Origin of the sequence: Roseibium sp. MMSF_3412, assembly GCF_030733265.1 — a bacterium.
In the GTDB taxonomy this organism is placed as follows: domain Bacteria; phylum Pseudomonadota; class Alphaproteobacteria; order Rhizobiales; family Stappiaceae; genus Roseibium.
Genome location: NZ_JASHJI010000013.1, coordinates 152,192 through 166,203 on the forward strand (window position 1 = coordinate 152,192; position 14,012 = coordinate 166,203).

11 protein-coding genes are annotated in these 14,012 nt (G+C 60.1%); 10 read left to right on the plus strand and 1 reads right to left on the minus strand.

All coding sequences use genetic code 11. The features are described 5' to 3' along the window. Positions 1-549 precede the first annotated feature (549 nt). The 10 genes from RBB49_RS20785 to RBB49_RS20830 all read left to right on the plus strand — a co-directional run bounded on the left by RBB49_RS20785 (position 550) and on the right by RBB49_RS20830 (position 12,406). Positions 550-2,535 (plus strand): long-chain fatty acid--CoA ligase, encoded by a 1,986-nt coding sequence (locus RBB49_RS20785; protein ID WP_306144807.1) that lies wholly within the window; start codon positions 550-552, stop codon positions 2,533-2,535. Positions 2,536-2,552: 17 nt separating this feature from the next. Continuing rightward, positions 2,553-3,359, plus strand: a complete 807-nt coding sequence (locus tag RBB49_RS20790) for an ABC transporter ATP-binding protein (RefSeq protein WP_306144820.1) — start codon at positions 2,553-2,555, stop codon at positions 3,357-3,359. Positions 3,360-3,373: 14 nt separating this feature from the next. Then, positions 3,374-4,327, plus strand: coding sequence for a branched-chain amino acid ABC transporter permease (locus RBB49_RS20795; protein ID WP_306144808.1), 954 nt, complete (start codon positions 3,374-3,376; stop codon positions 4,325-4,327). A 5-nt stretch (positions 4,328-4,332) separates the two neighbouring features. Next, complete coding sequence (locus tag RBB49_RS20800) at positions 4,333-5,409, plus strand: branched-chain amino acid ABC transporter permease (RefSeq protein ID WP_306144809.1); 1,077 nt, start codon at positions 4,333-4,335, stop codon at positions 5,407-5,409. A 106-nt stretch (positions 5,410-5,515) separates the two neighbouring features. Continuing rightward, positions 5,516-6,850 (plus strand): ABC transporter substrate-binding protein, encoded by a 1,335-nt coding sequence (locus RBB49_RS20805; RefSeq protein ID WP_306144810.1) that lies wholly within the window; start codon positions 5,516-5,518, stop codon positions 6,848-6,850. A 58-nt stretch (positions 6,851-6,908) separates the two neighbouring features. Then, positions 6,909-7,763, plus strand: a complete 855-nt coding sequence (locus RBB49_RS20810) for an ABC transporter ATP-binding protein (protein WP_306144811.1) — start codon at positions 6,909-6,911, stop codon at positions 7,761-7,763. A gap of 39 nt (positions 7,764-7,802) precedes the next feature. Then, the gene (locus RBB49_RS20815) at positions 7,803-9,041 is read left to right on the plus strand and encodes a phenylacetate--CoA ligase family protein (RefSeq protein WP_306144812.1); all 1,239 of its coding nucleotides are present in this window, start codon (positions 7,803-7,805) and stop codon (positions 9,039-9,041) included. Positions 9,042-9,665: 624 nt separating this feature from the next. Further along, entirely contained in the window at positions 9,666-10,745 is a 1,080-nt protein-coding gene (gene hemH / locus RBB49_RS20820; protein ID WP_306144821.1) for a ferrochelatase, read from the plus strand. Between the two features lie 228 nt (positions 10,746-10,973). Further along, positions 10,974-11,954, plus strand: a complete 981-nt coding sequence (locus RBB49_RS20825) for an SPFH domain-containing protein (RefSeq protein WP_306144822.1) — start codon at positions 10,974-10,976, stop codon at positions 11,952-11,954. Continuing rightward, positions 11,951-12,406: an NfeD family protein gene (locus RBB49_RS20830; protein ID WP_306144813.1), complete on the plus strand. Its 456-nt coding sequence runs from the start codon at positions 11,951-11,953 to the stop codon at positions 12,404-12,406. The genes RBB49_RS20825 and RBB49_RS20830 overlap by 4 nt, the downstream gene beginning before the upstream one ends. Before the next feature lie 81 nt (positions 12,407-12,487). Here the strand turns inward: RBB49_RS20830 and RBB49_RS20835 are convergent, their stop codons facing one another. After that, positions 12,488-13,678, minus strand: coding sequence for a TIGR03032 family protein (locus RBB49_RS20835; protein ID WP_306144814.1), 1,191 nt, complete (start codon positions 13,676-13,678; stop codon positions 12,488-12,490). Between the last annotated feature and the right edge of the window lie 334 nt (positions 13,679-14,012).

The following is a 14,012-nucleotide window of genomic DNA, read 5'->3' on the forward strand; positions in this document are numbered from 1 at the left end:
GATAAAGGGTCGCAGATATCGGGCCGGATAATCTCTGTTCCCAGCAGATTCCATTGTGTCCCAAGTAATAATTCTGTTATGTGTTTCTCGTCACGAATCTTTTATTTTATTTTATTTAATTCAACCAATGGTAGCGCTTAATAAAACTTAAATTAATTCTGATATTGCATAGATCTTACTTAGAAAGTTTTGAGGAGTGCGGATTTGGCCGGGCGACCTGTCGCGGCCCGCCGAAATGGAAAAGCAGCGCTTCGCAGCCGCAGCGCAATTGCAACAATTGGAAACAATTGGATCATATTGCTGCAAATCAGCCGGTCTAGCGTCTCCATCATAGCGATGGGACGTGATGTCCACCCGTCTTCGGCAAATTACCGGTTGAAGGTTGGTGCGGCAGGCTGTTTCATACTCGTTGAAAGAATGACCCCGGAACCGGGGCACCTTCCAGACCGGCCGTTTCGTTTTCGTTGCAGCCGGTTGAACAAGAACGGATCGGCGAAAGATCTGTGAAAACAGATCCGGACAAGGCGGTCCAAGGGGAAGAAACGAATAATGGCAGGGTCGAGCGGCACGTCGCCGAGCGGGGAAGATACCTTTCCGAAAATCCTCTTGCGCAATGCAAAGGTGTTTGGAAGCCGGACAGCATTCCGGGAAAAGGACTACGGGATCTGGCAGAGCTGGACCTGGTCCGAGGTATGCGAGGAAATCCGCGCCTTTTCAATCGGGCTGAAATCACTGGGACTGGAACAGGGCGACAAGATCGCCATTGTCGGCGCGAACCGTCCGAGACTGTACTGGTCCATGGTTGCCGCACAGGCGCTGGGCGCGGTTCCGGTGCCCGTCTATTCCGACTCCGTTGCCGAAGAAATGGCCTATGTCCTCGGTCATGCCGAGGTGAAGTTTGCGGTCGTCGAAGACCAGGAGCAGGTCGACAAGCTGCTGTCCATGTCCGGCGAAGTGCCCACCCTCAAGGATGTGATCTACGACGAGATCCGGGGCCTGCGCGATTATGACCACACCCATTTGCACTCATACGAATCCGTTCAGGACAAGGGCCGTGCCCTGCAGGCGGAAAACGGATCGCTTGCCGGCGAATGGGAGAAGGGGTTTGCCGGGGGCAAGGGCTCGGATATTGCCGTGATGCTCTATACGTCCGGCACGACCGGGCGCCCCAAGGGCGTCATGCTGTCCTTCGACAATCTGGCGATTTCGGCCCGGAACGCGAATGTTTTCGATCATCTGGACGAAACGGAGGAAGTGCTCGCCTACCTGCCGATGGCGTGGATCGGCGATCATGTGTTCTCGCTGGCGCAGGCGTTCACGGCCGCCTATTGCGTCAACTGTCCGGAAGGCATGGACACGATCGATGTCGACCGGCGGGAAATCGCGCCGACCTATTTCTTTGCGCCGCCCAGGGTATTTGAAACCCTGCTGACACAGATCATGGTGCGCATGGAGGATGCAGGCAAAACCAAGCGCGCCATGTTCAACTACTTCATGGATGTTGCGCGCAAGGTCGGAGAGAAGATCCTCAACGGTGAAACCGTGGCCTTCAAGGACAAGCTTCTCTACAAGCTCGGCGAGTTTTTCGTCTATGGGCCATTGAAGAACCGGATGGGACTGACGCGGATGAAAGTCGGTTACACCGCCGGTGAGGCCATCGGACCGGAGATTTTCCAGTTCTACCGCTCGCTCGGTCTCAACCTGAAACAGCTCTACGGGCAGACGGAAGCCAGCGTCTACATCACGCTGCAGCCGGATGGCGAGATCTTTGGCGATACGGTCGGAAAGCCGGCTCCGGATGTCGAGTTGAAAATCGCCGACAACGGTGAGGTCATGTACCGGTCTCCGGGCGTTTTCGTCGGTTACTTCAAGAATGACGAGGCAACGGAAAAGACCAAGACGCCGGATGGCTGGGTGCATACGGGCGATGCCGGCATCATTGCCGAAAACGGACACCTGAAGATCATCGACCGGGCCAAGGATGTCGGCAAGCTCAATGACGGTGCCCTCTTTGCTCCGAAATATATCGAGAACAAGCTGAAGTTCTTTCCCAATATCAAGGAAGCGGTCGCCTTCGGTCACGAACGCGACATGGTCGCCGTGTTCCTCAATATTGATCTGACAGCCGTCGGTTCCTGGGCGGAACGGAACAACGTCAACTACGCCTCCTATCAGGAACTCGCGGCGCATCCGGATGTCTACGCCATGGTGGAAAGCCATGTCGATCAGGTCAACCGCGACCTTTCGCGCGAGCCGATGATGGCGGGTGCCCAGATCAAGCGCTTCCTGATCCTGCACAAGGAGCTGGACGCCGATGACGGGGAACTGACCCGGACCCAGAAAGTGCGGCGGAGCTTCATCGCGGAACGCTACGACCCTCTGATCGAGGCGCTCTATGACGGCTCGACCTCCAAGCATATCCGCACGGAAGTCACTTTCGAGGACGGCCGGAAAGGGGCGATCGAAGCCACGGTCGAGATCCGTGACATGGAAACCCACGATCCTGGCAAGGGCTATCAGGAGGCTGCCGAATGAATGCCTTTGCAACAGACATGACAACGGCTCCGGACGGGTCTGCCGAAGCGGCGGCGCGCGAGGAATTGCTGCGGGTGGACAACGTCTCGCTGTCCTTCGGCGGCGTAAAGGCCATCACGGATATTTCCTTCGACATCCTGAAGGGCGAGATCCGGGCGATCATCGGTCCGAACGGTGCCGGCAAGACCTCGATGCTCAATGTGATCAACGGCTTTTACCATCCGCAGGAAGGCACGATCACCTGGCAGGGCAAGGAACGGCGCAAGATGAAGCCGTACGAGGCCGCCAGCCAGGGCATCGCGCGCACGTTCCAGAACGTTGCGCTCTTCAAGGGAATGACCACGCTCGACAACATCATGTCCGGGCGCTCCTTGAAGATGCATCGCAATTTCTTCTGGCAACTGATCTGGCGCGGACCGGCGGAGGCCGAGGAGATCGAACATCGCCGCAAGGTCGAGGACATCATCGACTTCCTGGAAATCCAGGCAATCCGCAAGACGCCCGTCGGACGCCTGCCCTACGGTCTGCAAAAGCGGGTCGAGCTCGGGCGTGCCCTTGCCATGGAACCGGATCTGCTTCTGCTGGATGAACCGATGGCCGGCATGAACCTGGAAGAAAAAGAGGACATGAGCCGCTTCATTCTCGATGTGAACCAGGAATTCGGCACCACGATCGCGCTGATCGAACATGACATGGGCGTGGTCATGGATCTGTCCGACCGGGTGGTCGTGCTCGACTACGGCAAGAAAATCGCGGACGGTCCGCCCGAAGACGTGCAGGCGGACCAGAACGTTATCGATGCCTATCTCGGCGTCAGTCACTAGGGGAGAGTGAAACGATGCTCTACGACATTTTCATTGATCCCTTCGTGCAGATGTACGATATGCCGGATTTCTTCCTCCAGGTGCTCTGGGAGGGGTTCGTTGCGGGCATCCTCTACGCGCTGATCGCGCTCGGGTTCGTGCTGATCTTCAAGGCATCGGGCGTGTTCAACTTCGCGCAGGGCATCATGGTGGTGTTCGCCGGGCTGACGCTTGTGGGCCTCAACGAAAACGGCGTTCCCGCCTATCTCGCACTTGCCCTGACGATCGGTGCGATGGGCATCCTTGCCTACGGGGTGGAGCGTGTGGTCATGCGGCCGCTCGTCAACCAGCCCGACATCATCCTGCTCATGGCGACCATCGGCCTGACCTATTTCCTGATCGGCTTCGGGGAATTCGTCTTCGGCGGCGAGCCGAAGCAGATGATTACCGAGGAACTCGGACTGCCGACCGGCTCCACCGCAATCGAATTCGGGGAGCGCGGCCTGATCATCCTGCAGCACATCGATATTGCTGCCGCCGTGATCGCGGTGCTGATGGTGGCGGCGCTCGGCGTCTTCTTCAACAAGACGCGGATCGGACGGGCCCTCAGGGCTGTTGCGGACGATCACCAGGCGGCGCTTTCCGTCGGCATCTCACTCAACCAGATCTGGGCCATCGTCTGGTTCGCAGCCGGCCTTGTGGCGCTTGCAACCGGGATCATGTGGGGCGCGCGTTCGGACGTTTCCTTCGCGCTCGAAATCGTCGCCTTCAAGGCGCTGCCGGTGCTGATCCTCGGCGGCTTCACCTCGATACCCGGCGCGATTGTCGGCGGGCTGATCATCGGGTTCGGCGAGAAGATCGGGGAGCTCTACTGGGGTGGTCTTGTCGGCGGCGGGATCGAATCGTGGCTCGCCTACATCATTGCCCTCATCTTTCTTCTGTTCCGTCCGCAAGGCCTCTTCGGCGAACGCATCATTGAGCGGGTATAAAAAGAATGTTCTATCGCGAAGCTGGCCAATTCAAGACGAGCTACAAGGCGGATCAGGCGCTGATGCCGATCCTGCAGGACCGGATCGGGCTTCTGGTTATCCTGGCCATTGCCTTTGTGGTCATCCCGGTCCTTGCCAATGACTTCTTCCTAACCTCGATCATGATCCCGTTCCTGGTTTTCGCGCTGGCGGCGATCGGGCTGAATGTCCTGACAGGTTTCTGCGGGCAGCTCTCACTGGGGACCGGTGCCTTCATGGGTGTGGGTGCCTATGCGGCCTACAAACTCACGACGATCTTCCCGGACGCAAATGTCATCGTCATGGTGCTGCTCTCGGGCGTGTTCTCGGCGGCGATCGGTGCCGTGTTCGGACTGCCGAGCCTGCGCATCAAGGGGCTCTACCTTGCCGTGACGACCCTTGCCGCCCAGTTCTTCCTGGAGTGGTGCTTCATCCGCATACCGTGGCTCTACAACGACAACGCCTCAGGTGCGATCGAGATCCCGCATCGCGAAGCCTTCGGGGTCGTGGTGTCGGGCGCGGAGGCAACCCCGATCGTGCGGTACTTCATCGTGCTCAGCATCACGGCGCTGATTGCCTTCCTGATGGCAAATGTGCTGCGCGGCCGGATCGGACGATCCTGGATGATGATCCGCGACATGGACATCGCCGCCGAGCTGATGGGTATCCGTCCTCTGCAGACCAAGCTCATGGCGTTTGCCGTCTCGTCCTATATCTGCGGCGTCGCCGGCGCGATGATGGTGTTCTTCTGGCTGAATGCAGCAGAGCCGTCGTCCTATTCGATCGCGCTGTCGTTCCAGATCCTGTTCATGGTAATCCTGGGCGGTCTCGGCAGCCTGAGCGGATCGTTCATGGGCGCAGCGTTCATCTGGATCCTGCCGGTGTTCCTGAAATTCATTCCCGGTACCATCGGGATCAACCTTGCCGCCGAAACGGTCGAACATGTCACGTTCATGATCGTCGGCGCTCTCATCATCTTCTTCCTGATCGTCGAACCGCACGGGTTTGCGCGGCTCTGGCAGATCGCGAAGCAGAAGCTCAGGGTCTGGCCCTTCCCCTATTAGGGGGCCAGTCATTTTGAACGTCATCCGGATTTGGACCGGTCCGGAGAGGAATGGCGCAACAGGTCTGGCGGTGCCGGATGGTCCGGAGCCGCATGGGAGGAGAAACATGAAACGCATCAAACAAATTGCGCTGGGAACCGCTGTTGCGCTCGGGGTCGGAATTTCCGGCCTGGCCACGACGACGGTTGCTCAGGCTGAAGACAGCAATTATGTGCCGCTGCTGACCTACCGCACCGGTCCGTTTGCCGCGTCCGGCATTCATATCGCCAACGGCATGCACGATTACCTGAAAATGCTCAACGAGCGTGACGGTGGTATCGGCGGCGTGAAGCTGGAGCTCGAGGAATGCGAGACCGGCTATAACGCGCAGAAGGGCGTCGAGTGCTACGAGGCAACAAAGGGCAAGGGCGCTTTGGTCTACAACCCTTACTCCACCGGCATCACGCTTCAGCTGATCCCGAAAGCGGGCGTCGACAAGATCCCGGTCCTGTCGATGGGCTACGGCCTCTCCGCAGCGGCCGTCGGTTCCACGTTCCCGTGGGTCTTCAACGTTCCTGATACCTACTGGGACGGCGCATCCGTCGTCATCAAGTATATCGGTGAGCAGGAAGGCGGGCTCGACAACCTCAAGGGCAAGAAGATCGGGTACATCTTCCTGGATGCCGGCTATGGCCGCGAGCCGATCCCGCTTCTGGAGCAGTTGGCCGAAAAATACGGCTTCGAGCTGCTGCAGTATCCGGTCGGCGTGAAGGAAATGCAGAACCAGTCATCGCAATGGCTGAACGTACGCCGGGACCGCCCGGACTACATGGTGATGTGGGGCTGGGGGGCGATGAACCCGACAGCCATCAAGGAAGCCGTCAAGATCCGCTTCCCGATGGACAAGTTCATCGGTGTCTGGTGGTCAGCGGGCGATGATGATGCCGCTGCGGGCGGTGAAGGCGCCAAGGGCTACAAGGCCATGAACTTCTCCGGTGTCGGCAGTGACTTCCCGGCTCTTGACGACATCAAGAAGCACGTGATCGATGCCGGCCTCAGCTCGACCGATGCAGGTTCGATCGGCGGCACGCTCTATAACCGCGGCGTCCTGAACTCGGTGATCATTGCCGAGGGTATCCGCACAGCACAGGAGCTGACCGGCAAGAAGGTCATCACCGGTGCAGACATGCGGATGGGCCTGGAAGCGCTTGATCTTGACGAAGCGCGTCTGAAGGAACTCGGTCTTGCCGGTTTCGCGCATCCGATGAAGGTCACCTGCGATGATCATGCTGGAAGCCACCCTGTCTTCATTCAGGAATGGGACGGCAAGCAATGGCGTCAGGCATCGGGCTGGATCGAGCCGATGACCGACATCGTTCGTCCGCTTCTCGAAGCAGCTGCTGCCGAGTATGCGCAAAAGAACGCTCCCTGGCCGGAGCGCACCGAGCCCTGCCCGAACTGATATGGCAGTCCGTTCCGCCGCGCACCCCGCGCGGCGGAGCATCCCAGGAGAGAGTTGAATGGCATTGCTGGATGTAGAACAGAACGGTTCGGACGGCGCACCTGACGCTTCGGAGACGATCCTTTCGGTCAACAATATCGAGGTCATCTACGACCACGTGATCCTTGTCCTGAAGGGCGTTTCGCTGACCGTTCCGAAGGGCGGGATCGTGGCGCTGCTCGGCGCGAACGGTGCGGGCAAGACAACGACCCTGAAGGCGATTTCCAATCTCCTGAGCGCCGAACGCGGCGAAGTCACAAAGGGATCGATCCTGTTCGATCAGGACGAGGTCCAGGCGCTGTCGCCGAACGAGCTTGTCCGGCGCGGCTGCATCCAGGTGATGGAGGGCCGCCACTGTTTCGGTCACCTGTCCATCGAGGAGAACCTTCTGACCGGAGCCTATACCCGCAAGGACGGGCATGCCGCAGTCAAGGCTGACCTGGAGATGGTCTATAACTATTTCCCGCGGCTCAGAGAGCGCCGCCAGAGCCAGGCAGGCTACACGTCCGGCGGCGAACAGCAAATGTGCGCGATCGGACGCGCGCTGATGAGCCGGCCGAAAATGATCCTGCTGGACGAACCGAGCATGGGCCTTGCGCCGCAGCTTGTTGAAGAGATTTTCGAGATTGTCCGCCAGCTCAACGAGAACGAAGGCGTGTCCTTCCTGCTGGCGGAACAGAACACCAATGTTGCACTGAAATACGCGACATACGGATACATCCTGGAATCCGGCCGCATCGTGCTTGACGGCGATGCCAAGGCGCTTCGGGAAAACGAGGATGTGAAGGAATTCTATCTGGGCGTTGGCGGCGAAGGGCGCCGCTCGTTCCGGAATGTCAAACATTACAAGCGAAGGAAGCGCTGGCTGGCCTGACGGGCACGTGACCCGGAAGCCAAAGACGCGGAGACGACCATGAGCGACCAACAGTTTGATGCGCGCGAGCGGCAGGACCCCGCTTTGCGCGAACGGGATCTCTTTGTCCGGTTGCCGGAACTCATGGCACATGCCATGCGCCGCGCACCCGCCTGGGCCGAGCAGCTGGATGGCTGCGATCTGACGGCTGTCGTCGACCGCGTGTCGCTGGCCGCCCTGCCGATCCTGCGCAAGCCGGACCTCATGGAGCGGCAGAAAGCCGACCCGCCCTTCGGGGGATTCCTGGCGGGCGAACTCTCCGAAGCCGCACGCGTCTTCATGTCACCCGGGCCGATCTGGGAACCGCAGGCGCCCGGTCTCGATCCCTGGAATGGCGCACGCAGCCTGTTCGCCGCCGGTTTCCGCAAGGGTGACACGGTTCTGAACGCGTTCTCCTATCATCTGACACCGGGAGGCTTCATTCTGGACCAGGGGGCCATTGCGCTCGGATGCACGGTCTTTCCCGCTGGCGTCGGCAACACCGACACGCAGGTAGAGGCCATCGGGGTGCTGAAGCCTTCAGGCTTTGTGGGCACGCCCGACTATCTGAAAGTGCTCCTCGACCGGGGGCGGGAACAGGGCCGTGATGTTTCCTCCATCAAAAAGGCGCTTGTCTCCGGCGGCGCCCTGTTTCCGTCCCTCAGGCAGGAATACGAGGACCAGGGCATTCGGGTCGCCCAGTGCTACGCGACCGCTGATCTCGGCGTCATCGCCTATGAGACCGAAGCCCGCACCGGTATGGTCGTCAATGAGGACTTTATTGTCGAGATTGTGCGTCCGGGCACCGGCGAACCGGTTAAAGACGGGGAAGTCGGCGAACTGGTCGTGACCAATTTCAACACGCTCTATCCCCTGATCCGGTTCGGAACCGGCGATCTGTCCAAGGTCATTCCGGGGCGGTCGGGCTGCGGGCGCACCAACATGCAGCTCGCAGGCTGGATGGGACGTGCGGACCAGCGCACCAAGGTCAAGGGCATGTTTGTCGATCCGGCGCAAATCGCGCAGATCGTTGCCGCGCATCCGGAAGTCAGCAAGGCCCGGCTCGCCGTCAGCCGCGCGGGCGAAAGCGACGCGATGACCCTGTCGGTGGAAACCGACATCAGTGCCGACGGGTTGACCGACCGGGTGGCGGTGACGCTCAAGGAAATCACACGGCTGAAAGGTGACGTTGAGATCGTGCCGCCGGGCGCTCTTCCCAACGACGGCAAGGTGATTGCCGACGAGCGCGAATACGGGTGAGGAAAGACGGCAGCAAGGTTGGAACCCGACCAGTGACATGGGTTCCGGCATGCGTCGTTTTCTTTCCGCTTCTCGCCGCCTCCTCCCGGCGGATCGGGGCGCCCCGGCCCCGGGTCTCACTTCGTTCGCCCGGGGTGACGATGGCGAGGATTGATGCATTTCCGTCCGTCATTGCCGGACTTGAACTCGCAGTCCATGCCGTTCTGCTTCACATACGAGAAGTCCTTCAGGAATGATGAATACCCCTTGTTTTCGTCATCCCGGCCAAGCGCAGCGCGAGCCGGGATCGGGGAGACAGAGAATTTGAGCTTCTCGCCGCCTCCTCCCGGCGGATCGGGGCGCCCCGGCCCCGGGTCTCACTTCGTTCGCCCGGGGTGACGAAGGAGAGGATTGATGCATATTCGTGCCATGGCATGACCCGGGGTTCGGCAAATCAGCTGTCAACCCGGAATGACGAACCATCTGCCGATGGTTTTGAAGCGTTTCCTCCCGGCGCATCGGGGTCGTGTTTCCCGGTGATCCGGCACAATTCTCCAGCGTAAGCGCTATGCCGCATTGGCCTTCACTGGAGGTTGGCCTATGTATGGCACCAGAGGACATGCCGCTGAGGGACACACCGAGCTTATGAACGTTCAACCAACCGCACCGCTGGCGACTGACAAGGCCGCCGAATTCCGCAAACTGCATCTGCCGGGAGATCACCCGCCGGTCAAAAGCGGCAAGGTCGGTGTCCTGCTGGTCAATCTCGGTACTCCGGATGCAACGGACTACTGGCCGATGCGCCGTTACCTGCGCGAGTTCCTGTCCGACAAGCGCGTGATCGAATGGCCGCGGGCGATCTGGTACCCGATCCTGTATGGCATTGTCCTGATGACCCGTCCCGGCAAGTCCGGCAAGGCCTATGACGAGATCTGGAACCACGAGAAGAACGAGTCCCCGCTTAGGACCATCACGCGAAGCCAATCGGAAAAACTCGCCGAGGTCATGGGGGTCGAAGGCGACCGGCTGAAGGTGGACTGGGCGATGCGCTACGGGCAGCCGTCCATTCCAGACAAGCTGAAGGCGCTTAAGGAGGAAGGCTGTGACCGGATCCTGGTGTTCCCGCTTTATCCGCAATACTCGGCAACGACGACCGCAACGGTGAACGATGTCGTCTGCAAGACCCTGCTGGAGATGCGATGGCAGCCCGCAATCCGGACCGTGCCGCCCTACCACGATGACCCGGTCTACGTGACCGCGCTGGCGAATTCCGTGAAAGAGCATCTTGCGACGCTCGATTTCGAACCTGATGTTGTCCTGACGTCCTATCACGGTATCCCGCAATCCTATTTCAAGCGCGGCGATCCCTATCATTGCCACTGCATGAAGACGACGCGGCTGATGCGCGAAGTTCTTGGCTGGGACGACCAGAAACTGCGCGTGACGTTCCAGTCGCGGTTCGGCCCCGAAGAATGGCTCCAGCCCTACACGGACAAGACCGTTGAACAACTGGCAAAGGACGGCGTTTCCAAGGTCGCTGTCATGAACCCGGGTTTTGTCGCCGATTGCCTGGAAACACTTGAAGAGATCGCCGGGGAAGCAGGCGAGATCTTCGAAGAGGCCGGCGGCGAGCACTTCACCCATATTCCATGTCTCAACGACACGGAGCTTGGCATGGACGTGATCGAACACATCGTCAGGCGCGAACTCGGCGGCTGGATCTGAGGCCAAGCGCCGACCCCTGCGGACACTCTTTTCGACCTATCCGAAGCGAACGCGGCCGGCAGTCGGCAGCGCCGACACCCTATTGCGCCCATAACCTTGGAAAAAGAGGTGGGAAGTGCTGCGCACTTGGGGTGCGTAGCCGGTAAAGGCGCTGGAACGACTCACGCAAAAAGAGCATAGTGGCCGCGGAAATCCAGACGTATACAGGAGACATTCATGCCAATCGATATCGATGGAGCCAGTATTGTCCTGATCGCACTCGTGGTGCTGGTCATCCTGGTGTTCTTCGCCGGGGTCAAGACCGTTCCACAGGGCTACAACTACACGATCGAACGGTTCGGCAAGTACCGCAAGACGCTGTCGCCGGGCCTGAATTTCATCATTCCGTTCATCGATACGGTCGGCCACAAGCTGAACATGATGGAACAGGTTCTCGACGTTCCCTCCCAGGAGGTGATCACGCGGGACAACGCGACGGTGACCGCCGACGGTGTGACCTTCTACCAGGTGCTGGATGCAGCGCGTGCCGCCTATGAGGTTCTCGGGCTGCAGAACGCGATCCTGAACCTGACCATGACCAATATCCGTTCGGTCATGGGATCGATGGACCTGGACAGTCTCCTGTCAAATCGCGATGAGATCAACGCGAAGGTGCTGCGGGTCGTTGACGCCGCAGCAGAGCCCTGGGGCGTCAAGATCACGCGTATCGAGATCAAGGACATCAACCCGCCGCGGGATCTGGTCGACGCCATGGCACGTCAGATGAAGGCCGAGCGCGACAAACGCGCCTCCATCCTCGAAGCGGAAGGCAAGCGGCAGTCCGAAATCCTGCAAGCTGAAGGCGAGAAGCAGTCGCTTATCCTTGAAGCCGAAGGCCGGCGCGAATCCGCATTCCGCGACGCGGAGGCCCGTGAGCGGGAAGCGGAAGCCGAGGCAAAGGCAACACAGATGGTCAGTGCCGCCATTGCCTCCGGCGACGTCCAGGCGATCAACTATTTCGTCGCCAACAAATATGTCGAAGCGTTCAAGGCGCTGGCGACCTCCCGTAACCAGAAAACGCTGATCCTGCCGATGGAAGCGACCTCCCTGCTTGGTTCGCTGAGCGGGATCGGCGAAATAGCGAAGGAAGCCTTCGGTGACAAGGCTCAGGAAGAGCGTACATCGTCTCGTATTCCGAATACGGGCCGTTCCGAAGGAGACCCCTCGTGACGCTGATTGAAAACACGATCAGTGCTCTCGGGCCCTGGACGTGGTTCGTCCTTGGTTTGCTGCTGCTCGGTCTCGAGATTGTCGCTCCGGGAAGCATCTTCCTCTGGTTCGGGCTGTCCGCCCTCGCAGTCGGTGTCGTTGCCCTCATTTTCGATCCCAGCTGGCAGGTTCTCGTCAGTATCTTCCTCGTCCTGTCAATCGTCAGCCTCCTCGCCGGCAGACGGATGATGCGCAAGCTGGCATCCGAAGCCGGAGATCCTGGCCTCAACCAGCGCGGCAGCCGCTATATCGGGCGGGAATTCACGCTGCAGAAGCCGCTCAGCGAGGGTGCGGGAAACCTCTCCATCGATGACACGATCTGGCGGATCACAGGCCCGGACCTTCCGGCGGGAACGAAGGTGCGCGTGGATGCAATCGATGGCGCGCGGCTGGTGGTGTCCGAGGTCGACTGACTGCGATCCAGAAGGTGCCCCAACAATCGCCGCCCCGGCCCGAAGCCGGGGCCTCTGGCCGGGTGTTCCCAAGGTCCCGGATCAGCTGCCGTCAGGGGCAGGTCTCCTGAACGTGGCAAAGTCGTCGCTGAAACGGATCGTCTTCCGGATGTCGTCCCCCACGAAGCCAAGTGCCATGGGGCAGCGGGTTTTTTGCAGAACCGCCACATCGAAGAGTTCCCGGATGCCACCTGTAAGGCGTATCCATGCGACAATGCTGCCGGACTTCAAGTCGACGATCTGGATGCCGCACCAGGGGTCGGCGTCCTTTTCCTGCAATGTGCCGTCAAGGTCGAGACCGGAAAAGGACCGGTCGCGGGGCAACGACAGCCCGACGATCGCGTGGTCGTTCTGAAAGGCAAGCCCGCGCAGGAAGCCGGGGCAAAAGGCGACCGCTTCGGCAGTTCCGGTGGTCCGGTCGATCCGGCAAAGATTCCCGCGCCCGGAATCGAGAACGTAAAGTTGATCCTGATAGAGCCGCGGCGAATGCGGCATCGACAGGTTTTCGGTCAGGACGGTGTCATCGGCTACATCCATGATCATGCCGCCTTCGGCACGCCGGTCCCGCCATCCGTTAAGAACATCCGATCGGCAAACGGCGGTGACATATCGGGGCTGACCCGCCTTCATGGCGAGGCCATTCAGGTGACAGCGGTCTTCGGCAACTAGCTTGGTGATGAAGGGCGGTTTCCACAGCGGGCGAAAGGAATAAACCGGGTCCGGAACCGCGAGGCAGGAATAGGCCGTGTTGACGAAAATGATCCGGCCATCAGTATCGACACCGATATCGTGCGCGTCCACGTCGCCCGTGACGAAGGACTGCCGCGGGATGTAGCACTTGTCATGATTTGCATTGGCGACCTCTCCGGGTCGCAACATGTTTTCAAAGCGCCAAAGCTGGAAAAGTGAGCTCATATAGAGGCTTTGCGCGGCGGGATCGGTCCAGAGCCCCATGGCCCTTTGAAAGTTGCGCTGATGAAAGGACAGCGAGCCGTTCGGCATGACGCCGACAAAAAAGACCTGACCGGTCTGGTAGGACGTGAAAACGATGGAACACGCGTTCGCCAGAAGCCAGTTTGCGAGACCGGCGGAACAGGAAATTTCCGGCGCTTCCTGCTTCGCACCCGGCGGTGCCCCACCGCCCACTCCGTCATCTGAAGAGGGCGCAGTTTCGGGGTCGTCAGCCGGTTGAGATCCGGCTTCGATCGAGTTGGCGTCCCGGAATCCGGTCAATGTTCGACTCCTTCGTTATTCTGTACAGCCCCGCAATCATTCACTTGGAGCCGGACCGCAAGGCGGTCCAGCAGGCTCCTTTGTTTGCCGCCCCGGCCCCGAGCCGGGGCCTGCCGTCCAGCCGTGCTCAGGTCTCGGATCAGGTCCGGGACGGCGCAGTTGCAGGGCCGTCATCATACTGCAGACGGAATTGTTCCAACGCGTGCCGCCCCGGCCCCGAGCCGGGGCCACTTGTCGGGCGCTGCTCAGGTCCCGGATCAGGTCCGGGACGGCGCGGGCGCTGATCATCATCAGAACCGGATCGCCAGACGCGCCATGCCTTCCAGGGCGTCGG

Bases quoted from the DNA above. Each gene is read 5' to 3' on its own strand.
- RBB49_RS20785 (WP_306144807.1), top strand. From the start codon at position 550: ATGGCAGGGTCGAGCGGCACGTCGCCGAGCGGGGAAGATACCTTTCCG.
- RBB49_RS20790 (WP_306144820.1), top strand. From the start codon at position 2,553: ATGACAACGGCTCCGGACGGGTCTGCCGAAGCGGCGGCGCGCGAGGAA.
- RBB49_RS20795 (WP_306144808.1), top strand. From the start codon at position 3,374: ATGCTCTACGACATTTTCATTGATCCCTTCGTGCAGATGTACGATATG.
- RBB49_RS20800 (WP_306144809.1), top strand. From the start codon at position 4,333: ATGTTCTATCGCGAAGCTGGCCAATTCAAGACGAGCTACAAGGCGGAT.
- RBB49_RS20805 (WP_306144810.1), top strand. From the start codon at position 5,516: ATGAAACGCATCAAACAAATTGCGCTGGGAACCGCTGTTGCGCTCGGG.
- RBB49_RS20810 (WP_306144811.1), top strand. From the start codon at position 6,909: ATGGCATTGCTGGATGTAGAACAGAACGGTTCGGACGGCGCACCTGAC.
- RBB49_RS20815 (WP_306144812.1), top strand. From the start codon at position 7,803: ATGAGCGACCAACAGTTTGATGCGCGCGAGCGGCAGGACCCCGCTTTG.
- hemH (WP_306144821.1), top strand. From the start codon at position 9,666: ATGAACGTTCAACCAACCGCACCGCTGGCGACTGACAAGGCCGCCGAA.